The organism is Vibrio sp. Y29_XK_CS5 (assembly GCF_024181835.1).
GTDB classification, from domain to species: domain Bacteria; phylum Pseudomonadota; class Gammaproteobacteria; order Enterobacterales; family Vibrionaceae; genus Vibrio; species Vibrio harveyi.
Genome location: NZ_JAMZAM010000004.1, coordinates 244,706 through 267,041, shown reverse-complemented (window position 1 = coordinate 267,041; position 22,336 = coordinate 244,706). Strand labels below are relative to the sequence as shown.

General features: G+C 44.1%; 16 protein-coding genes. 12 read left to right on the top strand and 4 right to left on the bottom strand.

Annotated elements, in window-relative coordinates; all coding sequences use genetic code 11:
• Nucleotides 1–16: 16 nt before the first annotated feature.
• The gene (locus tag NL647_RS17430; protein ID WP_053050015.1) at nucleotides 17–1,420 is read right to left on the bottom strand and encodes an MATE family efflux transporter; all 1,404 of its coding nucleotides are present in this window, start codon (nucleotides 1,418–1,420) and stop codon (nucleotides 17–19) included.
• A gap of 371 nt (nucleotides 1,421–1,791) precedes the next feature.
• Between NL647_RS17430 and NL647_RS17425 the strand changes: the two genes are divergently transcribed.
• The 8 genes from NL647_RS17425 to NL647_RS17390 all read left to right on the top strand — a co-directional run bounded on the left by NL647_RS17425 (nucleotide 1,792) and on the right by NL647_RS17390 (nucleotide 13,003).
• On the top strand, nucleotides 1,792–3,672 hold the full coding sequence (locus tag NL647_RS17425; RefSeq protein WP_253650447.1) for a DUF294 nucleotidyltransferase-like domain-containing protein: 1,881 nt from the start codon (nucleotides 1,792–1,794) through the stop codon (nucleotides 3,670–3,672).
• The gene (locus tag NL647_RS17420; protein ID WP_009697463.1) at nucleotides 3,669–4,418 is read left to right on the top strand and encodes a 3'-5' exonuclease; all 750 of its coding nucleotides are present in this window, start codon (nucleotides 3,669–3,671) and stop codon (nucleotides 4,416–4,418) included. Before NL647_RS17425 ends, NL647_RS17420 begins: the two co-directional genes overlap by 4 nt.
• Nucleotides 4,419–4,643: 225 nt before the next feature.
• Nucleotides 4,644–6,308 (top strand): BCCT family transporter, encoded by a 1,665-nt coding sequence (locus NL647_RS17415; protein WP_005446060.1) that lies wholly within the window; start codon nucleotides 4,644–4,646, stop codon nucleotides 6,306–6,308.
• 344 nt (nucleotides 6,309–6,652) lie between these two features.
• Entirely contained in the window at nucleotides 6,653–7,186 is a 534-nt protein-coding gene (ectA, locus tag NL647_RS17410) for a diaminobutyrate acetyltransferase (protein WP_182878407.1), read from the top strand.
• Between the two features lie 33 nt (nucleotides 7,187–7,219).
• Nucleotides 7,220–8,485, top strand: a complete 1,266-nt coding sequence (gene ectB / locus NL647_RS17405) for a diaminobutyrate--2-oxoglutarate transaminase (protein ID WP_253650446.1) — start codon at nucleotides 7,220–7,222, stop codon at nucleotides 8,483–8,485.
• A gap of 14 nt (nucleotides 8,486–8,499) precedes the next feature.
• Complete coding sequence (locus tag NL647_RS17400; protein WP_005446054.1) at nucleotides 8,500–8,886, top strand: ectoine synthase; 387 nt, start codon at nucleotides 8,500–8,502, stop codon at nucleotides 8,884–8,886.
• An 80-nt stretch (nucleotides 8,887–8,966) separates the two neighbouring features.
• Nucleotides 8,967–10,391 (top strand): aspartate kinase, encoded by a 1,425-nt coding sequence (locus NL647_RS17395; protein WP_009697467.1) that lies wholly within the window; start codon nucleotides 8,967–8,969, stop codon nucleotides 10,389–10,391.
• A gap of 800 nt (nucleotides 10,392–11,191) precedes the next feature.
• Nucleotides 11,192–13,003, top strand: a complete 1,812-nt coding sequence (locus NL647_RS17390; RefSeq protein ID WP_253650445.1) for a hypothetical protein — start codon at nucleotides 11,192–11,194, stop codon at nucleotides 13,001–13,003.
• Nucleotides 13,004–13,059: 56 nt separating this feature from the next.
• On the opposite strand, the gene NL647_RS17385 is transcribed toward NL647_RS17390, so the two are convergent.
• On the bottom strand, nucleotides 13,060–14,046 hold the full coding sequence (locus NL647_RS17385) for a cytochrome-c peroxidase (protein ID WP_005446048.1): 987 nt from the start codon (nucleotides 14,044–14,046) through the stop codon (nucleotides 13,060–13,062).
• A gap of 633 nt (nucleotides 14,047–14,679) precedes the next feature.
• Between NL647_RS17385 and NL647_RS17380 the strand changes: the two genes are divergently transcribed.
• Nucleotides 14,680–16,272 (top strand): S8 family peptidase, encoded by a 1,593-nt coding sequence (locus tag NL647_RS17380; protein ID WP_253650444.1) that lies wholly within the window; start codon nucleotides 14,680–14,682, stop codon nucleotides 16,270–16,272.
• Between the two features lie 103 nt (nucleotides 16,273–16,375).
• Here NL647_RS17380 and NL647_RS17375 read toward each other — a convergent pair whose 3' ends face one another.
• Complete coding sequence (locus tag NL647_RS17375; RefSeq protein WP_029788121.1) at nucleotides 16,376–17,260, bottom strand: LysR family transcriptional regulator; 885 nt, start codon at nucleotides 17,258–17,260, stop codon at nucleotides 16,376–16,378.
• 193 nt (nucleotides 17,261–17,453) lie between these two features.
• Between NL647_RS17375 and NL647_RS17370 the strand changes: the two genes are divergently transcribed.
• Together NL647_RS17370 and NL647_RS17365 are read left to right on the top strand one after the other, a co-directional pair.
• Complete coding sequence (locus NL647_RS17370) at nucleotides 17,454–18,350, top strand: SDR family oxidoreductase (RefSeq protein ID WP_253650443.1); 897 nt, start codon at nucleotides 17,454–17,456, stop codon at nucleotides 18,348–18,350.
• A gap of 263 nt (nucleotides 18,351–18,613) precedes the next feature.
• Complete coding sequence (locus tag NL647_RS17365; protein ID WP_009697472.1) at nucleotides 18,614–19,780, top strand: hypothetical protein; 1,167 nt, start codon at nucleotides 18,614–18,616, stop codon at nucleotides 19,778–19,780.
• Nucleotides 19,781–19,914: 134 nt separating this feature from the next.
• Here the strand turns inward: NL647_RS17365 and NL647_RS17360 are convergent, their stop codons facing one another.
• Entirely contained in the window at nucleotides 19,915–20,523 is a 609-nt protein-coding gene (locus tag NL647_RS17360) for a LysE family translocator (RefSeq protein WP_045489164.1), read from the bottom strand.
• A gap of 161 nt (nucleotides 20,524–20,684) precedes the next feature.
• Between NL647_RS17360 and NL647_RS17355 the strand changes: the two genes are divergently transcribed.
• Nucleotides 20,685–22,043, top strand: coding sequence for a PLP-dependent aminotransferase family protein (locus NL647_RS17355; RefSeq protein WP_253650442.1), 1,359 nt, complete (start codon nucleotides 20,685–20,687; stop codon nucleotides 22,041–22,043).
• The last annotated feature ends 293 nt before the right edge of the window (nucleotides 22,044–22,336 follow it).

Below are 22,336 nucleotides of genomic sequence, written 5' to 3'. Positions count from 1 at the left end.
TGAGCTCCTTTGTTCATCAGTTCAATACAAGTTCTTTAGCATCAAGTTCATTCGTAGTTTGATTGTACTTCTTAATCACTAGCGCCAAGCGAATCAGCATTGCAATTGCCGCGGTAGTTAATCCTGTCACGATACCAATCCAGAAGCCTTCTTCGCCCATCGCAGGAACGATTTCATCGGTAATACCCAGCAACATACCCAGTGGAAGTGCCAAGCCCCAGTAGGCAAGAATTGCCAGAATCATTGGGATCTTAGTATCTTTGTAGCCACGCAGAGCGCCGTTTGCAGAGGTCTGCAGTGCATCGCTGAATTGGTACATCGCAGTAAACATCAGCAGCGTAGCCGCTGTTGCTGAAACCACAGGATCTGTGGTGTACAAACGAATGATCCACTCTGGGAACAGCAAGAAGAAGCCGACTGAAATCAACGACAGTAGCGCGGCAGTAATAATGCCTACCAAACTGCGGTGAGAGGCCGTTTCAAGCTTTTGTTCACCCAATGCATGACCAACACGAATCGTGATACCAAATGAAAGACTCATTGGGATCATGTACGTCATGCTAGAGATATTCAGTGCTATTTGCGCCGCTGCAACGTTCTCCGCACCAATACGACCAATCAACAGGGCAATCACCGCGAAGATACTGCCACAAACCGCAATGTTTAAGCCAATCGGCATCCCGAGTTTGAACAGCTGTTTGATCTCTTGCCATACTGGTTTTAATTCTGTGAAGTGAAGAATGTTTTTATAGTGGTGATGGCTCTTGATGTAGCTAAACAGCAGGGCAGACATTAGCCAGTAAACCAAGCTAGTAGCCCAGCCACAACCAACCGCACCCAGAACCGGCATGCCGAATTTGCCGTAAATCAGAATGTAGTTAACAGGGATGTTTACCAACAAACCAATCACTGAAATCAACATTGGTGCGCGAGTGTTGTTCATCCCTTCGCAGAAGCCATTCAAAGTGTAGAAAAGCGCAATGCCTGGAACACCAAACGCCAACGCGACAACGTAATCACTCGCGATAGGGATGATCTCAGGTGCAACACCTAAGCCAACGAGAATGGTTTCCCCAAGTAGTAAGTAAACAATCAGAATCGCACTGACAAACGCAGACAACCAAAGCATCTGAATAAACGCGATACGCACGTTATTTAAACTTTGTGCGCCGCGGTGGTAAGCCACAACAGGCGTTAATGCCATGATGATGCCGCGAAGCAATAGCGAAACGGGTAGCCATAAACTGGTGCCAAGTGCGATCGCAGCAAGGTCGGCAGCACTCACTTGTCCTGCCATTGTGGTATCGATAAAGCCCATCGACTGAGTGGCAAGTTGCATCAGAATGATAGGGATCGATAGGTGTAACAAAGCGCCCGATTCTTTAAAAAAGCGAGAAAAAGAGGAAGGTTTGTTTTGCATGGAAGTAATTAAACACCAATATCAATGCACCAGTGGAAGCAGGATAGCGTTGTGCATTGTAGGGTGTGCCGCGTAGGCACGCGCAATATACGGATTTTTGTTCTTGCGTTCAATATGTAATTTAGATCACAAGAAAACGATTGCGAGAGCTTTTAAAGTAAACATCTATCGCGTGAATGCATTGTGTTTTTTACCGCTGTTTTTTAGATAGTACAAGCAATTTTAGACATGCTCGTTTCAATAATCATCAGTCATTATTCCGCTTTTCGACGGTTGCACAGCTTTTTATCTGACGTCTCAATTTATTTATTGTCTGATTATTTTCTTGGTGATATTTATCGCCTTAGTTTAGGCAATGCATGGAATAAAGAATGGAAGCCGAGCAATTAGAAGTACTCAATTTCATTAGCCAATACCCACCTTTTGATGATTTACCGGAAGAGCGCCTAAGAAACATCGCAATGAATGCCGAAGTCGCCTATTACCGCGCAGGGACGGACATTCTCAAGAAAGGCGATGACATTCGTGATTTATACATGATCCGCAGTGGTGTGGTGGAAATCTTCCGCCGTAAAGGGGAGTTGTACAACCGTATCGATGCTGGTGGCTTGTTTGGACAAATGGGGTTGTTGATGAACAACCGTGTCCGTATGCCAGCCAAAGCGATTGAAGACACCTTGGTTTACTGCATTCCAGAGAATATCTTTACGGAGCTATGTGACGAGTTTGAGAACTTCGCCGATTTCATGGAGTTGGAAGACAGCGCGAGGCTGCGTACCGCTGTATCAAACCACTCAGATGGGAATGACTTTACGACTGCGAAAGCGCGCAAGATCTTAAGTCGTGAGCCAGTGACGCTAGAAGCCAGTGCAACGGTTCGTGAAGCGGCGATCTTAATGGCAGAAGAGGGCGTCACTGCGCTTTTGATTGTCCGCGCGCAAGAAGACATTACTGAAGACGACGATGACCAACTGCTTGGTATCTTGACCGAGAAAGATCTGTGCGTTCGCGTTTTAGCTGAAGGTCGAGACAGCGATATTCCTGTAAGTGAAGTGATGAGCTACGACGTTGTGTCGCTCGATTACAGTGCTTACGTGTTTGAAGCTATGCTGACAATGCTGCGTTACAACGTCCATCATCTGCCAATCCTAAAAGATAAAAAGCCGATTGGCGTAATCAGCATGACGGATATCGTCCGTTATGAGTCGCAAAACAGCTTGTTGCTTGTAAGTTCTATCTTCCAGCAAAACTCGGTAGAAGATCTCAAAGCGGTATCTAAACAAGTGAAAGACTGCTTTGTCCGAATGGTGAGCGAAGACGCAAATGCGCACATGGTTGGACGAGCGATGTCGGTTATTGGCAGCAGTTTTAAGCAAAGATTGGCAGAGCTAGCAGAGCAAGAAATAGGTCCTGCGCCCATCCCGTATTGTTTGTTGGCGATGGGCTCCATGGCGCGTGATGAACAGCTTATCGTCACAGACCAAGACAACGCGCTGATTCTAGACAACAGCTACGACCCAGCATTGCATGGTGAGTATTTTGCTCAGTTCGCGAAATTCGTTTGTGATGGATTAGCCGAGTGCGGTTACACCTACTGTACTGGCGACATTATGGCAACTAACCCACAATGGCGTAAAACGCGCTCAGAATGGGAAGAGTGCTTTGCGAACTGGATTGATAATCCAACGCCAGAACGACTTCTGCATAGCAGTATTTTCTTCGATTTACTTGGTGTACATGGACGCGTGAAATGGGCTGAGCAACTGAGCGGGTTCATTGTCCGTCGTGCTAAGAAGAACAATCGTTTCTTGGCTTGTATGGCTTATAACGCAATCCGTCGTACACCACCACTAGGCTTCTTCAAAGACTTTGTGATGGAGAAAGACGGACGTCATCGCAATTCCATCAACTTGAAGCGTCGTGGTACCGCACCAATGGCGGATCTGATTCGGGTGCACGCGTTGGCGATTGGCTCTCGTTCGCAAAACTCGTTTGAGCGTTTGGATGACATCAACAATGCGGGCATCTTACCGAAAGGTCGCGGCATGGATTTAAAAGACGCTATGGAGTTGATCTACATGGTGCGAATCCGACATCAAGCGCTGGATATTGAAAATGGGGAAGAGCCCGATAACAACATCGAGCCAGAAGAAATGTCGGAGTTTGAGCGTCGCAACTTAAAAGCTGCATTCCAAATCCTAAGCAACGCACAGAACTACATTAAGTTCCGTTACCAGAGAAGTGGCAAATGATGTGGTTTTCTAAACAGAAGCAAGATAGTCGAGATTTGCTTGATACCAGCCAGACCCCCGATTGGGCGGTTTTCTTCGAGCAACTTTCCGAACAAGCGAAAGATACTCGATTAAAACGTTATTACTCTACGCCTATTGTGAATGGCGATACGCCACTAAAAGAGGTACCGTTTGTCTCCGTCGATTTTGAGACTACTGGCTTAAACGCAGAGGAAGACGCCATTCTCACCATAGGCTTGGTACCATTTACCCTAGGCCGCGTACAGTGCAGTGGCTCTCGTCATTGGGTTGTGAATCCAAATCGAGAACTGAATGAAGAGTCGGTGGTGATTCACGGCATTACCGATTCTGAAGTGAAGAATGCACCTCAACTTGAACAAATTCTTGATGCCATTCTTGATGCGTTGGCAGGTAAGATTGTGGTCGTGCACTACAAAAACATTGAGCGACAATTCTTCAATAATGCCTTGTTAAACAGTATAGGTGAGGGGATTCAATTTCCAGTCGTTGACACCTTGGATATCGAATACGCAATTCAGCGTCGACAATGTGAAGGTTGGTTAAATAAACTCAAAGGCAAAAAGCCTGGGTCTGTGCGACTCGGACATGCGCGTGAGCGTTACCATTTACCTGTTTATCAGCCTCATCATGCCCTTACGGATGCACTTGCAACCGCCGAGTTGTTGCAGGCACAACTGCAGTATCACTTTGACGGTGACATGCCATTGTCCGTGGTTTGGCAATAGTGGTTCGGTAAATTGACAACAAAAATAATTAGTCGTCCTGATAACAAAATGCAATGCGATATCATGGCGGTTGAGGGTAAAATTATAAAGTAGAGCAACCCTTCTAAAAGCGACACAACGATCGCACATAAGCTTTGCAGCAAGTGACACAAGAAAGTCATCACTCAGCTTCCTACACAAGCTTAATTTGAATTTAATCTAGCCACGTTTTTAAGGAGATAAATCGTGAGCACCGACAATAATGGCGGTATACAGCGCCCCGACGGTAAGGTGAACCCGATCGATACTGATTACCAGATTGGTCAGGACAACGTCGCGTTAAAAGTAGGTCCTTTCGGACTTGATATTCACAACCGTGTGTTTGCTATTTCAGGCATGTCGATCATCCTGTTCGTAGTGTTAACACTGACTTTCCGACAACAAGTAGAGCCGTTTTTTGCGGGTTTGCGTGGTTGGCTTGTATCTAACCTTGATTGGTTCTTCCTATCTGCGGGCAACGTGTTTGTCGTGGTGTGTTTGATTCTGATCGTAACGCCACTTGGTCGCGTTCGTATCGGTGGTACAGAAGCAACACCAGATTACACTTACGCAGGCTGGTTAGCGATGCTATTCGCGGCTGGTATGGGTATCGGTCTGGTATTCTTCGGCGTATCTGAGCCTATGTCTCACTTCAGTGCTGCACTTGGCGGCGTGAACGTTGAGAATGGTATCCGTACTGACTGGGCTCCATTAGGCGCAGCAGAGGGGGATACCGCGGCGGCATCTGCACTAGGCATGGCAGCGACGATTTACCACTGGGCACTTCACCCTTGGTCAATCTACGCACTGTTGGCTCTTGGTTTAGCGATCTTCTCGTTCAACAAGGGCTTGCCTCTAACGATGCGTTCTATTTTCTATCCTCTTTTCGGCGAGCGAGTTTGGGGTTGGGTTGGTCACGTTATTGATATCCTAGCCGTTGTTGCAACTGTGTTTGGTCTTGCGACTTCTCTTGGCTACGGTGCATCACAAGCAGCAACAGGTCTAAACTTCTTGTTCGGCATCCCGATGACAGAGACAACGCAAGTCGTGCTTATCGTGATCATTACGGCGTTAGCGTTAATCTCGGTAGTTGCGGGTTTAGATAGTGGTGTAAAACGTCTGTCTGAAATCAACATGGGTTTAGCAGCACTATTGCTATTGTTCGTGATCATCGTGGGTCCAACGCTCGCAATCATGACGGGCTTCTTTGAGAACATCATGTCATACCTTGCGAATGTTCCAGCACTATCGATGCCATTCGGTCGTGAAGACGTGAATTACTCTCAAGGCTGGACGGCGTTCTACTGGGCATGGTGGATTTCATGGTCACCATTCGTAGGTATGTTTATCGCGCGTGTTTCTCGTGGTCGTTCCGTTCGTGAGTTTATCGTGTGTGTAATCCTGATCCCATCAACCGTGTGTGTATTATGGATGACGGCATTCGGTGGTACGGCGATCAGCCAATACGTGAACGATGGTTACCAAGCGGTATTTGATGCAGAGCTTCCACTTAAACTGTTCGCGATGCTAGATGTGATGCCTCTGTCTCAAATAACCTCTATCGTGGGTATTATTCTGGTTGTGGTGTTCTTCATCACATCAGCGGACTCTGGTTCTCTTGTAATCGATACGATTGCAGCGGGTGGTAAAGTGGACGCACCAACACCTCAACGTGTGTTCTGGTGTACATTCGAAGGTTTAGTTGCAATCGCGCTAATGCTTGGCGGTGGTCTAGCGGCTGCACAAGCAATGGCGGTAACAACTGGTTTACCATTCACAATCGTATTGTTGGTTGCAACGGTATCTCTAGTGAAAGGTTTAATGGATGAACCTCGCCCAACATCAAAATCAATGAAGAAAGCGAAAGCGTAGTTTGAGCTTCCTTCATAACAACTAAAAAAACGGCACGTTTCAACGTGCCGTTTTCTTTTCTGAATTCTTCATATCTAGCCAGAAATTGGCTACGACTTTCTTCCTGTTCAAAGCTTTTTTTACGCCACAATATCGATAATGTGCAGCGCATCTGTCTAAAAATATTCTTAACCCTATAAATACATTAGAGCTCAAACTATTTTTAAAGTCATCTGCACTTTGCTTTCGTGCGATCTAGATCAAATAAACGGGTATTTAGAGCTGGTCGGTTTGATTTTTATGCACAATCAGTGTGCATAATAAAAAGGAAATTTAATTAGTGTACGAAGGATATGTATCTACATATGATTACCTCAGCACCTTGGGTGATGTATCCAGAAATTGGAGAAGACCCAAGCAAAAAATGGATTTTTCGTGAACCTGTCGTGTCTGATGGCGACGACATTTATGGTTTAATCGCAGATTGTCCGCCGCTCGATATGAACTCTTCATATTGTAACTTCCTCCAATCTAGCCATTTCAGCAAAACCTGTGTTCTCGTCGAGCACAAAGGTGAGATCGCTGGTTTCATCTCTGGTTATCAGAAACCGGATGAGCTCAATGTATTGTTCATTTGGCAAGTCGCCGTCGCACCGCGATTTAGAGGCAATGGATTGGCTTTCAAAATGCTCAAAAACATTCTTGACCGAGAAGGTCTCGAAAATGTTACTGCCATTGAAACCACGATCACCAAGGCAAATGATGCATCTTGGGCATTATTCAAAAAGCTTGATGCGCAAAATGGCAATGGCGGTGAAGTGACCACCTTCTTGGATGAAGATAAACACTTTAAAGGCAAGCACGATACTGAATATTTGTATCGTATCCCCCTCAAATAAACCCACTAATAGGAATCAAATAACGGTCTTATCATGGATATTTTTAAAAAGCAGGAATCCAACGTACGTTCATACTCAAACAGTTTTCCGGTTGTTTTTCGTAGTGCGAAAGGTTGCTGGTTAGAAACAGATCAGGGTGAACGTTACCTCGACTTTCTTGCTGGAGCGGGATCTCTCAATTACGGTCATAACAATCCAGTACTTAAGCAAGCGTTGCTTGAATACATTGAAATGGATGGCATTACACACGGCTTGGATATGCATTCAGAAGCAAAAGGCGCCTTTCTTGAAGCGTTAAACCAATACATTCTTCAACCAAGAGCGCTGGACTACAAAGTTCAATTTACAGGTCCAACGGGAACTAACGCTGTTGAAGCTGCCATCAAACTCGCCAAAAAAGTAACGAGTCGTAGCAGCATTGTGGCCTTTACTAATGGTTTTCATGGCTGTACGGCAGGTGCGCTTGCAGCGACGGGTAATCAACACCACCGTCAAGGAGCGGGATCAAGTTTAAACAACGTCACGCGAATTCCATTCGAAGGCTATGCGGGTATTGATGGTCTGAAATTATTTGAAACCATGCTGACTGACAATTCGGCAGGCATGGACAAGCCAGCGGCCGTTCTACTGGAAACCGTGCAAGGTGAGGGCGGTTTGAATGTTGCCTCCAACGAGTGGCTGCAACGACTTAGTAAGTTGTGCAAAGCTCACGATATTTTACTGATTGTTGATGACATCCAAGCTGGGTGTGGTCGCACAGGTACTTTCTTTAGCTTTGAGCCATCAGCTATCAAGCCGGACATGGTGACGCTTTCAAAATCTATTGGCGGTTATGGTCTGCCAATGGCGATTGTTTTGCTCAAACCTGAATTAGATAAATGGAAACCAGGCGAGCACAACGGAACGTTTCGCGGTAACAATCATGCTTTCATAACGGCAACCAAAGCGCTAGAAACCTATTGGTCGACGAGTAACTTTGAAGCTCATATCAAATCTTGTTCCAGCAAAGTCGAGAGCGTGATCCAACGTTGCGTACAGCGTTATCCTGAGCTGTTCGTGCAGCGTAAAGGTCGCGGCATGATGATTGGTATTGAATGTAAGAGTGGTGACATCGCAGGCAACATTGCAAAAACCTGTTTTGACAATGGTATGGTCATTGAAACCGCTGGCCCAAATGATGAAGTGGTGAAGTTTTTCTGCCCATTGACCATTTCTGAAGCCGAACTTACCCAAGGGCTTAATATCTTCGAGGGCTCGGTAGAAGCCATCGCAAACAAACACTTCAAACAAGCATCATAAATAAGGAACAGATCATGATCGTTAGAACACTCGACGAGTGTCGCAATAGCGAAAGGCGCGTGGTATCGGATAACTGGGAAAGTGTCCGTATGCTCTTGAAAGATGACAACATGGGCTTTTCATTTCACATCACGACCATCTATGAGGGTACGGAAACGCACATTCATTATCAAAACCATTTGGAATCTGTATTTTGTATGAGTGGAGAAGGTGAGATCGAAGTAGTCGGCGGTGAAACGTACCCAATTAAACCGGGTACGCTATATATTCTAGACAAGCATGACGAGCACTATCTACGAGCTTATAAAAACAAAGAAATGACCATGGCTTGTGTGTTCAACCCGCCCATCACTGGTGCGGAAGTTCACGATGAAAACGGCGTTTATCCTCTCGTTGATTAACCCATTAAGGTTTTAAAGGGGCGAGGTTTCGCCCCTTTCTCTTATCCATTCTTTCAAATTACCAACCATTAAGGCCCATCATGACACTTACCGTAGAAAAGATCGGCGGTACATCGATGACAGCATTTGATGCTGTGCTCGACAATATTCTCCTTCGTCCACAAAATCCATATAACCGTATTTTTGTTGTCTCTGCTTATGGCGGAATGACCGATGCACTATTGGAATGCAAAAAGACCAGTAAACCGGGTGTCTACCAATTGATAGCCAAACGAGATGAAGCGTGGCAAGACGCGTTAGCGTATGTTGAAAGCCGTATGCTCCTGACCAACGAGCACATTTTTGCTGACCCGATGAATCGCATGAGAGCTGATAAGTTCATTAGGTCTCGCATTTCAGAAGCAAAAACTTGCGTGACTAACATCCTAGAAACTTGTCAGTACGGGCAGTTCTCTCTGCGTCATTACTTACCTCAAATCCGTGAGTTTCTCTCTTCAATTGGTGAAGCACACAGTGCCTACAATACGGCATTAAAGCTCAAGAACATGGGGATTAATTCGACTTTTGTTGATCTGTCCGGTTGGGATAATCAGCAGCCTCTAAGCTTGGATGACACAATACATGAAGCCTTTGAAGGGATTGATGTTACCCAAGAACTTCCAATCGTGACAGGTTACGCGTACTGCAAAGAAGGGTTGATGCATACGTATGACCGTGGTTACAGCGAGATGACTTTCAGCCGAATTGCAGCAACAGTCAAAGCCGATTTAGCCATTATTCATAAGGAATACCATTTAAGTTCTGCCGATCCAAAAGTGGTCGGTGTCGACAGTGTCAATCCGATTGGATTTACGAATTATGATGTGGCTGATCAATTGGCAAACCTTGGTATGGAAGCCATTCACCCTAATGCCGCCGCAGGTCTTCGCGAAAGTGGTATTGAATTGCAGATCAAAAATACCTTTGAACCTGAGCACAAGGGCACTCTGATCTCTGCGGATTATCGTCCGGAAAGTGACCGCATTGAAATTATTGCGGGTAAGCAGAAAGTATTTGCGCTTCACCTGTTCGACCAAACCATGGTTGGAAAAGTGGATAATGTCAGTTACGAACTGATGGAAATCATTGCTGATGCCCGCGTCAATCTTATCGGTAAAGAGATGAATGCGAATTCAATAACGTATTACCTAGGTGGCAGTGTCGATAGCTTAAATAAAGTGCTCTATAAGGCGGAAAAACGCCATCCACGAGCTTCTATTACTGGTAAAATGGTTGCGCTGATTTCTGCGATTGGCTCTCAAATTGATACTAACAAAACACTGGCGAAAGGCGTGTTAGCCCTGATGAATCGAGGAGTCACACCGATAGCGCTCCATTCATCAATGAGAAACGTGAATGTGCAGTTTGTCGTCAGTGATGATGAATACCAACAAGCGATTTGCGCATTACATGGCGAGTTTTTTGAACAAGACCGCGGAGCGAAAAAATCGGTGAATGTTGCTTAATCGACTTGCCTGATCATGTTGCAGTTTTAAATACGGGGGATCTCTATTTGAAACTGCTTAACTGAATACATACTTTAAACTTCGCATGATAGTAGAGAATACAAGTGTAAATAATGACTTTGAGCGTCGTTTATCAATCAGTTCTTCTATCACCACTGTGTCGTCTTTAGTTAACCTTGCTCGCCAAATTAAGCACCAAATGACCCTAACACGATAACACTGGTTGTTAATGGTCATTGGGGCATTTCTAAACGCAATAGCATAAAGCCGTTTTGAATAGAGGATCTCTTCGCCAATTCGCAAGGTAAATCTTGTCGACAGGCGGTGATATTCGGCAGTGACGAGTATGCCATCGACATAATGTGATTGTGTTTGAACGGTTTTGAATCCCATCTTGCTCTATCCTTAGACCTCGAACTTAATCCAACGAATCAACATATTATTGGAAGTTCGTACAAAAAGATTCAATTACATTGAATTTCTTAATAAAAGTAGGGTGAGCGCATGCGATGAAGTATGCAACGGTTAGGGGGGCAGTATGAAGGTCAAGCTGAAAAAGCCTTATGTTTGCTAGATGAGACGGTTTGTTAAGTTTGATTTTTTAATAAAAAGAATGCCTAAAGGTTATTAAATAAGAACAAGCTCTATTTTTAATCACTCAAAACTTTTAATTTGATAAATGTAATTTGTCAAATTAAAAACTTTTATTTTCTATCTGTAGGTGTATTGATGATATAGAATGCGCGCCCCTTTTTACTGTTTTAAAACAGTGAGCTTTTTAAGATTTTATGAAATTAACTATGAGTTTAAATAATAAGTCAGTTTGTGCGCTAATGTTAATGGCTTTGGCGGGTTGTGGTACTGAGTCAAAGAATAACGAAGTTGAGGCTGAACATAGAACGATAAATGGTCTAGCTTCTAATGGGGGTGCGATAAAAGGGCATGTGACCTTTAGTGGTTCTCCAAAAGCGCTATTTGGGCATGATGTTATCAATGTTGTTAAAGATGGCGTATTTTCGATACAGAATGCCGATGAGATTGAGTATCCAGTGTTGCTTAAGATAACAGGCTTTCATGGTATCGAGTCTAATGTTGAATACTCCTTATTGCTTGATAACAATGACTCACGAGTGAATCTATCTGCTTTAACAAGACTCATTGTAAGTAAAGTTACGGGTGTGGATGCCGATTTGACATTTGATAACTTCGATACGTATAAAAACCTGTTTACGAAAGACGCAATAGAAAATGCACAAAGCGAGTTGGTTAAAGTTATTGAGCCGTTATTGATTGCTGCAGGAGTGGAAGTTAATGTGAACTTCTTGTCGGAACAATATAAGGCAGACTTTACCAATTTAGACAGTGTGCTTTCTACACTAGATGTAGAATACAAAACTGATAGGGCGGTAATAACTTATATACCTAATAAGAACTATTCTGTTGAACTCTCTTATAAAGAATCTTGGTCTAATTATTCACTAATTCCTTCCGGTAGTGATATTGAACAGTTAAGTCGCGATTTGAAAGTCATTCATAGAGCTAGTGAAATATTAGAAGAAATGATTCTGTTGAGAGAGGATAAGGTTGATTTTGAATCTCTTCTTTCTCCTAATGCCCATTGGTTCGGAAGCAATTATCAGTCATTACACGAGCGTTACTTCGATATTTTACCAGCAGAGAATAATCCAAACCTACAGCGTTACCGTGACCTAATTATCCTTGAAAGTCGACCTGAAACACAGCAGTACCTGCTTGGCTATACTACTGCCTTTGAAGCAAGCACTGCATCTAGCATTTCTAGAGATCAAGCATGGTTTGAGTTTGTCGATGGTGAGTTGAAATTCCTAGGTGATGACAAGCCATTTCCGACTTCTTTCTATGCGCTATACAAGCTCAATGCAGCGCCAAGCGAATACAACTGGTATCCGCAAGACGAGTTTAGATGGGTTTTCGAAGCAACGGGTTTCCTTTCATCAAGCGATTGTACAATCAGTCTAGACAGAGGTCATTGGCAATGGGGTTCTGAAGAATTTATTGACAGTCTACCTTCATTAAATGAGGTATTTCCAGGGCTACAATATGTCACGGTTACCTCTCCGACGAATGCGGAGATTAAATTAGACAAAATATATCGTGAGCCTTCAGATAACACTTGTCACTTAGTTGATAGCCATAACAGAGTTAGTGGTCTTTTAGACGGATACCCAATTGAGTTAGGGAAGGATGATATTGCTCTGAATAAAGCGTACACCGTGACTTACGTATATTCTGACCATCAATTATCTAAAACCATTTATTTAACTCAACCGCCAGAGGGCAAAGAAGCTATGGGACCGTATCTAGCTAAGCTAGTCGATGTTAATGGCTCTAAGGCGTCGTTTTTATATGATTGGCAACGTGATGACAAATTTGTGGTTGAAGGTGATCTGTATGTATTTTTCCCCAACCATGTTGGCGTTGGTACGAGAATGAATATCGAGACCGGTAAGACAGAAGTTACTTCTTCGCCAAGTGATGATGTGGTTCGAATTTTTCACACTGCATTTGATCCATATGGACGAGTCATCAATAACTACTTAGTTTCTAGTGATAGCGTCACCCCTTTGAACTAAATTGATGAATAACAAACCGAGCAGTAGCTCGGTTTGTGTATTTAGAATGTCTATCTTTAGATATTCGGGCGAGCAGTCTCGTTAGTTGAAGGAGGTAGGTGAGGAAGAGTCACCTCTGGTTGATCACCGGTTAACGAACGTAAGAACTCAGTGATTTTAACCGATTCCTCTTTCGTCAGCTTCTGACCAAGCTGAAGGTCAGCCATCATTGCTACTGCTTCTTCTAGATCCCAAACAGAGCCGTCGTGGAAGTACGGGTAGGTGAGTTCGATGTTACGCAGTGTCGGTACTTTAAACACAAACTTATCGAAATCATTCCCCGTGATCGCTTTGCGCCCTATGTCTGGGTTGTCTGTTGCAAATGGCTTCACTAAGCCCATTTTTTGGTACATTTGCCCGCCAGCCAATGGACCACTATGACACGCTGTACAACCTTTTGCCTTGAATAAGTTATAACCCTCAACCTGCGCTGTTGTTAGTGCGTTGTCGTCGCCTTTCAACCAAAGATCGAACGGCGCATTTGGTGTACGCAACGTTTGCTCAAACGTCGCAATCGCATCGGTTACATTATCGATGGTGATTGTCTCACTGCCATAAGCTTCTTTAAACCACTCACGATATTGAGGAATCGATTTTAGCGTATCGATAGCCAATTGGTGAGTGAATGCCATTTCGAGGGGGTTCTCAATTGGACCTGCTGCTTGTTCCTGCAAATCTTTGGCGCGTCCGTTCCAAAACTGAACGAAGTTTAAGTCTGAGTTAAACACCGTTGGTGAGTTTATAGGACCAATCGCCCATTTATGACCAATGGAACTTGGTAGGTTATCGACGCCACCTTTTGCGATGTTATGGCAAGAGTTACAAGAAATGGTGTTGGAGGCGGATAATCGAGGTTCAAACCACAACGTTTTACCCAGTTCTACCTTTTTCGCATTAAGACCAGCAACCGGTTCGATCACCTTAATGGGTTCTGCGGATTGGCGCTCAGCATAAGCACCGAAAGATAGGACTGACAAGACGCTCACTGCTATAAGAGTTTTCATAATAACTTCCTTTTTAAGTGATTTTTTCACTCTCACTAGGGTGGCGTACTTCTTATTGGTACGCTCTGGAAGTTACGGTATAGCAATCGTTTTTTTCTATAAAATGCAAAAAATCGATGGTTTTTATGGCAAAAAACGATGTTAAAAGCGAACAAAGTTTGCACGATTTGATTTTGCTTGCTTTCAGCGGTGGTGGTTACTTTTTATTTACAAATATGTAAAGAATATAAACGAATGGTTCGTTGATTTAGGTCAATTATGCAATTAAGTGAGAACCATAGGAGGGAGTCCCTAGCAAAGTCCACGATTGAAGGTTTTATCTCGCTAGCTTAGGTTGGATAGAGGATATTTAACAACTAACAACTCCGATGTTTAGAGTTATTCCATTTTAGGGATTTTGCTCTAAATCTAGATGGGCTTTTACATTTCAATTTCAATAAAGCTTGGTCATTGATCATGTTTTTGAGTATGCGAATTATTATCAATTATGCATGTTGTTGCTTATTGTCTAATTTGATGGTGTAACGTCACTGCAGCACGTATTGAGCGTACTACGCTGATTGTCTGTCTTTTCGTGTTGACAGTTTGGTACTAGGTAAAAATCAACAAGACTATGATTTCAAGGAACATTCTATGTTAAAGAAACTACTAAGTTGTTGTATCACCTCGGCACTCTGTTTCCATTCTTCTCTCGCTTTTTCGCAATCGACAGAACTCCCAAATGATGCGGATTTAGCGCAGACACCTGCGTCACTGATGCTTGCGCCTGAAGACGTCGCCATCGCTGATCGTTATATCGTTGTATTTCATCAACCTCAAATGATGATGAATAATTCACTTGAATTACAGCAGTTCACACAACAATCTGTGGACCGAATGTCTGGTTTGTACTCAATACAAGTGGAATCAGTATTCGACAATTCGATCAGCGGTTTCGTTGCGACGTTAGCTCCTGAACAGCTGAAAGCGTTACGTGCTGATCCACGTGTTGAATACATCGAGCAAGACAGAATTCTTACACTAGACCCAATAGTCTCGGCAGAAGTAAACCAAAGTAATGCAATTTGGGGGCTAGACCGAATTGATCAACGTAGTCTGCCTCTCAATAACAATTACAGCGCCAACTTTGATGGAACGGGCGTAACGGCTTACGTTATCGATACGGGTGTGAACAACTCGCACGTTGAATTTGCCGGACGCTCCATTTCGGGATATGACTTTGTCGACAATGATGCGGATGCCAGTGACTGTAATGGACACGGCACACACGTAGCGGGCACGATCGGCGGATCTTTGTATGGCGTGGCAAAGAACGTGAGCATTGTTGGTGTCAGAGTGCTTAGCTGTTCTGGCTCAGGTTCAACGTCCGGCGTTATTGCGGGAGTTGATTGGGTAGCTGCCAATGCTTCTGGTCCTTCGGTTGCCAACATGAGTTTAGGTGGTGGGCAATCTGTTGCTCTTGATAGCGCAGTGCAAAGCGCAGTTCAGTCCGGCGTTAGCTTTATGCTTGCAGCTGGTAACTCCAATGCTGATGCCTGTAACTACTCACCTGCGCGTGTTTCTTCTGGTGTTACTGTCGGCTCGACGACGAGCTCTGACGCACGTTCTAGTTTTTCAAACTGGGGTAGCTGTGTCGATGTTTTTGCTCCAGGATCACAAATCAAGTCTGCTTGGTATGATGGCGGTTATAAGACGATAAGTGGCACTTCAATGGCAACCCCACATGTTGCTGGTGTTGCTGCGCTTTATCTCCAAGAAAACAGTGCACTTCCACCAAGCCAAGTGGAAGCGCTGATCGTTGAGCGCGCAACCAGTGGCAAAGTCACGGATACAAGAGGCAGTGTGAATAAATTGCTTTACAGTTTAACGGATGCCGATTGTGGTCAAGATTGTGGTGGTCCTGATCCAACGCCAGATCCAGAAGGTAAATTGACCTCAGGTGTGCCAGTGAGTGGCTTGAGCGGTTCAACAGGGCAGGTAGCTTATTACTACGTAGATGTAGAAGCAGGGCAACGTCTAACGGTACAAATGTATGGCGGCAGCGGTGATGCAGATTTGTATCTACGCTTTGGCTCTAAGCCAACGATTAATGCTTGGGATTGTCGACCTTTCAGATACGGCAACAGTGAGACATGTACAGTTAATGCCACTCAAAGCGGACGTTACCACGTAATGATTCAAGGCTATTCAAGCTACAACGGTGTAAGCATCCAAGCGAGTTACTAGTTACTGTTACGCATAGTAGAAAGTATCGATAGCAGTAAAATACAAAGCCCACTTGTCGGTGGGCTTTGCTTTATGGCGCTGTTTTGATGAGTCGTGATTGACGTTATTCAAACGCATCACTCTTTTGTTTTAAGAACTCGATCAGTGTGCGGACTCTTAGCGGCATTAGCGCTTTCTCTTGGTACACCGCATAAATCGGAATTTCTAAATCGTGCACATCAGGTAGGATACGTACGAGATCTCCTCGCGCTAACTCTTCCTTCATCATAAAGCTCGGCATGATGGCAAAACCAAGATGATTCAGAACGAACGCTTTGACTGTCGCAGCGGTTCTCACTTGTACCTTTGGGCTGTGAATTAAACGTGTCACCTGACCTTTGCTATTGGTCATCGTAAGCTGCTTATCACCGTGAACGATATGGTGACTAATCCAATCCAGTGTTAAGAGATCTTCAGGTGTGGATACCGCCTTAACTTTGCTTAGATAGGTTGGGGTAGCGCAAAGCACATCTCGGAAATAACCAAGCTTGATCGCATATAAGCTCGAATCTTCAAGGGCGGAAGAGGCACGCAGCGCAATATCACAACGAGATTCAATCAGGTTGCTGTAACTGTCACTCTCAATAATATCGAGTTTGATTTCCGGGTAGAGGTGCATGAACTCACTCAGTATATCCACCATCGCTGAGCTAGGTGTGGATATCCGAATCGTACCGCTTGGAATCTGGTTAGCATCTTGCGTTTCTGCATTCGCTTCAGATGCAATATCGCCAATCAGTTTGCATTTCTCATAGTAACGCAACCCTGCGTCGGTCAATGAAAGAGAGCGAGTAGTGCGATGCAGTAAACGTGTATTTAGCGCTTGCTCAAGTTTAGAGACGATCTGCGATACACGCGCTTTACCGATATCAAGCTCATCCGCTGCTTGAGTAAAGGATTGTTTCTCTGCCACTTTAGCAAAGACCATCATGTCATCGAGTGAAATCATATAGCTTATTGTCCGGAAGTTCTTATTATTCACTATTGTTTAGTAGTAATTAACAATCAGTTTAATCAAAGGGTAATTATCTATCAATCATCAAACGATATAGTGTCTCCATCGACAGCGGGGAGCCACAGCAGCTTGATCATCTCCGCGTTATTAAAAAGAAATTATTTAAGAATTGAATGGAGAAACCATCATGTCAGATCGCAAAATTCTAGTAACAGGTGCATCAGGTAAACTAGGTTCACAAGTAGTAAAAGCACTGCTTGAAGAGCTAAATGTTCAACCAAGCCAATTGATTGTAACTACTCGCCATGCAGACAAACTGCAAGCGTTAGCAAGCCAAGGTGTGGATGTTCGCGAAGCAGACTTTTCTAGCCCAGAGTCACTAGAGAGAGCATTTCTCGGCGCAGACAGCATGCTGCTTATTAGCATCGACGCTTCTGGTCCTCGTACTCAAGCACACTTGAATGCTGTAGCGGCAGCGGAAAAAGTAGGGGTGAGCCATATCGCTTATACGTCGATGCCTTCTGCAGAGAGTTCGCCAGTGATGTTTGCTCATGAGCATGAAGCTACTGAAAATGCGATTAAACAAAGTCGCATCCCTCATGCCACCATCATGCGCAACAATTGGTATTTTGAAAACTTGGCAGAGTACTTCGCAAGCATTCTACAATCGGGTCATTGGTTGACGTCGGCAGCAGAAGGTCGCTCGGCTCAGTTATCACGTAAAGATTTGGCTTTTGCAGCGGCATCTGCATTAGTAAAACCAGCGCAAGGTAAAGTTATACTTCCAATGAACGGTGCACAATCTATGACACATGCGGAAATGGCGAAGGTGATAGATAAAGTGTTGGGTACATCGACCACCATGGTGAACTTGTCTGATGAGGATTACCAAGCACAGTTAGAGTCGTTTGAATTGCCTGCACCAATCGTAGAGTTATGTGTAACAATGGACAAACACAACCGTGGAAACTATTCAGACGGCACAAGTGAGGCATTTGAAAAGCTGACTGGTAAGCACCCACAAAGCTTTGAAGCCTGGTTAGAAACAAACAAAGCAGAGCTACAAAAACTAGCGAATGCTTAAGATGATTTGAAACTAAAAAGGGACTCATTTGAGTCCCTTTTTAAATGTCGTTGACGAGACCTTAACTATAAATTATTTATTGGTTTTAACGTATTAATAGCGAACAGGTCGAAGAGAAAATAAATGAATTTTCCCCTTCATAATGAGCTTTTGTTTAGTAATAATACCTTATTGAACGGTTACTTCATCACCACTCTTTATTCTAAGTGTCGAATTTATCATATTGTAACAAATTCTTACATTTGGTAATTAGGGCAAACTTAATGCGATATCAATCTCCTCCAAGTGACCACACCGAACAAGCACAACAATCCGTCCAAGAACGCGCTGAACAACAGCGTATAGCTCGAAGGGAAGAACTAAAAGTTACGCAAGCAGACAATAAACGCTGGGCTGCTAACCGAGAAAGAGTCCTTGCTGAGCGCAACAACGAAAACACCGACGTCGCACTAACGCCATTAAAAGAAAAAAAGAAAAAGAGTGGTCTCAGTTCATTGTTGTGTGCAAAACCGAGTTTTTCCAAACTACCGACCAAGACAGTTGCTTATTGCTGGGTCAATACAAAAGCAGAAAGTGGCGAAGACAATGTTATTCCAAGTGTTGAAAAAGAACATGGTCTGCTGAATGTAATTAGTAATGCTAAAGTCACTCCAAAGGTGAAACACGTTATTTATGTCGATAGACGTACGAAAGGTCGAACCTGTTACGACTCACGTGTAGAGCTTCCTGAGAATGTTAAATTCGTTTCAGTTGATGAATTACTGACGAAGAAAAACATGACAACACCTGCCATTGCGAAGAAGATGACAGAGCTGTATGAGGCAAGCATCAACTACGGTAGTCCTGCCTTTGCAAAGAACATGGTTTCTTTACTCGCCCTAAATGCCGGAGACTACTTCTTCGATATCGGTGTCAGCATCAAGCCAGACGGCAATTTAGCTAAGCACCTTAATGGCGAGAGCAAATTTTCTGGTGGTGCAGTAGGTAACGGAAGCTATCTGATGGGTGGACACGACAAAGAAGCTATCGAAATGGTTGTCGAGTTCCTCTATGGATTGTACACCTGTGAAAGAGCGCCAACTGTGCATCCTAAAAAAGCAGTGGAGATCTTAGACAATCTCGATAAATCACTAACGCCAAATGAGGTGATAAGCAAGGTTGTAGATAATGCGAAATTAGACGAGCAAATCACGCCGGCTGAATTCGTTACTTATTCTCGTAAGATGGAGAAGGAGTTTGCTGAACGTGGCGTTAAGACAACGATGTGTGAATATGCCCGCCACACTGACGCCGTTTTTGGTAACACCATTACAATACTGACAAATAGCGTGAAAAAGAAATTTGCGGATGGAACAGATTTCGTTAATACCCATAAGATGAGCCATATTCATAAAACAAAAGTGGAAGCGCACCACGTCCCAGTTTTGTAGAGCGAGCAGAAGAGTATTGAGCTCATCCAGTTACTCGGTACGGCGCCAAAATCAAAAACGCCCACACTTGTTCAGCAGTGTGGGCGTTTTATCTTTTTTTGATTTACCAGCCGGTATTACTTAACCGTTAGTACTCAGATTGAGTGCTCCAACACTGGTAACAATGATATGAATGTTATCGCTGCTAGGCTGATATTGAACATACGCTGCTTTAATGTGGTATTGAGATAAACACGGATTTTTTGACCAACCCAGACCCAAGTCATATTGGCAAACAGTCCGAATGTCGTAAACACGAAAGTAATCAATGCGACAGATAACCAATAGCTAGAGGGGAGGCTATAACTTGTGACCAAAGCAAGTGATGCCATCCAAGCCTTCATATTACCTAGTTGAAACAACGTAGCCTGAGTTACGTTGATTGGTTTGCTTTTGGTGGCTTTACCCGCGAAAGAGTTGGTACACAACAGCTTTATTATCAACCAGAACATGTAAGCCAGACCGATGTATTTTATGGCGAGATACCAACTTGGATGAGTCTGGAGAGCAACGCCGGCACCACACGCGCAAAGCAGAATTAACCCGATAACACCAATACGGATACCAATTAGGTGTCGCCATGATTTCCGGACACCAAATTGTGCCCCTGAGTTGGCGAGCAATAAGTTATTTGGACCGGGCGTGATGGCGGTAACAAACGCAAATAAACTCATCGCTGGCATTAGGTCCCATAATGTTGTCATTTCCTTTCCTCTCAAATAAGTGCAGCTGAGCCAAGAGTAAAGGGGCAAAGTGAGAGAGACCTACAGTTAATGCGTCATGGTGACAATTCTTTGATTTCATTTTCGTCAGGCCTTATTTATCCTGAATACAAGAATTAATTGTACCCCTTCGGAGAGAGACAATGTTAGTCCCTGATATATCGGGTCGTTCCGGACCTAAGTTTATGGCACTGGCTGATGCGATTGCTGAGGTGATAGAGAGTGGTGAACTCGAACCAGATACGAAATTACCCCCTCAGCGTATTTTGTCTTATCGCTTGGGTGTGACGGTTGGAACGGTGACAAGGGCGTATCAGGAGCTTGAGCGGAGGGGCTTAACAGAGCCAAAAGTAGGAAGTGGAACTTATGTTCGGAACAGAGAAACTGAACTGAACCATTTTTATCATCCGGTATTGGAAGAACAAGGCATTGATTTAGCGCGCTGCCGACCTTTGTTATTATCGCAGCCGAAATTTCTGGCGAATGCGTTGAAAGAGTTATCTCACGAGGAGATCGCGCAGGCAGCCGTGTTGGATTACTACTCCGCTGATGGCATTCAGGGTCATAATGAGACTCTTCGACAATGGCTGATGAGCAAGTTTAATATCGATATTGACGCACGGCGTCTAATGTGGACTCATGGAGGGCAACACGGGATCTCGCTGATTATTCAAGCATTAAGCCGTCCAAAAGATACTATTCTTGCCGAAGGGCTGTGTTATCCAGAGTTCATCTATGCATGTCAGCAATCCGAACGAAAGCTAGTGCCAGTAAAAGTCGATGAACATGGATTAGATCCAGAAGATCTGGCATTGCACTGTAAGAGGCATCGCCCAAAACTGCTTTATCTCACGCCGGGAATACAAAACCCGACCGGAGCTCAATTAACAGATAGCCGAAGACTAAAAATCATAGAAATATGCCGTCGTTACAATGTGTTGATTATTGAGGACGACGTTCTCTACTGCCCGCCATCTCATCGAAAGAGTCCTTTAGTCGCTATTGCTCCGGATATTACCTTATACGTGGGCAGTTTTTCTAAGTACTTCGCGGGTGGATTGCGACTGGGCTTTATCATTCTTCCATTGTCTTTCAAAGAGTTACTGCAACGAGCGCTACGAGCCAGCTGTATGTACGTTAGCCCTTTGATAATCGATCTGGTTTGTCGTTGGTTAACCAGCGAAGCGATGCAGGCGGTGGACGAAGAGATCGCGATGGAACTCAGTGCGCGTCATCGGATCTGGAAGGCTGTATTTCCCGAAATCCAGATTGGCGTCCCTGGCTACAATGTATGGTTACCTTTGCCTGACCCATTAACAGGGTATCACTTTAACCAATCGTTGTTGAAACATGGGGTCAGAGTGAGAGAAGCAGAAATGTTTGCCGTGGGTCGGTATGAAGTGCCAGCAGCGGTGAGGATATCACTTGCAGGTCCACTAAGCCGCCCACAATTGCAGTCCGCTTTAGAGACTGTAAGAGAGCAAATCGCACGGCTCACTTAAAGGCTCTAGAGGTAATATTTAGTCATTGAAGTTTGTTTCTGTTGAAAGGCGTGTAGGAGCGAATGTTGGGAATACGTGTTTGCCTCGAAAGAGTTGGGCAGCATTATGCCTTTATTGCACAACTAAATGCATAATCAATATGGCTATGTGAACCTGATGATTTTATTCAATCGGGAACTATTTTTGTATGCGCTTATTAATCGATTCTGTAATAGATTATTTTGGTTTGTTGAATACAGATCCCGGGGAAGGGTCCCAGCATTTAAGCATTTTCTAGTGATAGTTATGTTCAA

Coding starts and splice junctions, on each gene's coding strand:
- NL647_RS17430 (WP_053050015.1), bottom strand. CDS start 1,420: ATGCAAAACAAACCTTCCTCTTTTTCTCGCTTTTTTAAAGAATCGGGC.
- NL647_RS17425 (WP_253650447.1), top strand. CDS start 1,792: ATGGAAGCCGAGCAATTAGAAGTACTCAATTTCATTAGCCAATACCCA.
- NL647_RS17420 (WP_009697463.1), top strand. CDS start 3,669: ATGATGTGGTTTTCTAAACAGAAGCAAGATAGTCGAGATTTGCTTGAT.
- ectA (WP_182878407.1), top strand. CDS start 6,653: ATGATTACCTCAGCACCTTGGGTGATGTATCCAGAAATTGGAGAAGAC.
- ectB (WP_253650446.1), top strand. CDS start 7,220: ATGGATATTTTTAAAAAGCAGGAATCCAACGTACGTTCATACTCAAAC.
- NL647_RS17400 (WP_005446054.1), top strand. CDS start 8,500: ATGATCGTTAGAACACTCGACGAGTGTCGCAATAGCGAAAGGCGCGTG.
- NL647_RS17395 (WP_009697467.1), top strand. CDS start 8,967: ATGACACTTACCGTAGAAAAGATCGGCGGTACATCGATGACAGCATTT.
- NL647_RS17390 (WP_253650445.1), top strand. CDS start 11,192: ATGAGTTTAAATAATAAGTCAGTTTGTGCGCTAATGTTAATGGCTTTG.
- NL647_RS17385 (WP_005446048.1), bottom strand. CDS start 14,046: ATGAAAACTCTTATAGCAGTGAGCGTCTTGTCAGTCCTATCTTTCGGT.
- NL647_RS17380 (WP_253650444.1), top strand. CDS start 14,680: ATGTTAAAGAAACTACTAAGTTGTTGTATCACCTCGGCACTCTGTTTC.
- NL647_RS17375 (WP_029788121.1), bottom strand. CDS start 17,260: ATGATTTCACTCGATGACATGATGGTCTTTGCTAAAGTGGCAGAGAAA.
- NL647_RS17370 (WP_253650443.1), top strand. CDS start 17,454: ATGTCAGATCGCAAAATTCTAGTAACAGGTGCATCAGGTAAACTAGGT.
- NL647_RS17365 (WP_009697472.1), top strand. CDS start 18,614: ATGCGATATCAATCTCCTCCAAGTGACCACACCGAACAAGCACAACAA.
- NL647_RS17360 (WP_045489164.1), bottom strand. CDS start 20,523: ATGACAACATTATGGGACCTAATGCCAGCGATGAGTTTATTTGCGTTT.
- NL647_RS17355 (WP_253650442.1), top strand. CDS start 20,685: ATGTTAGTCCCTGATATATCGGGTCGTTCCGGACCTAAGTTTATGGCA.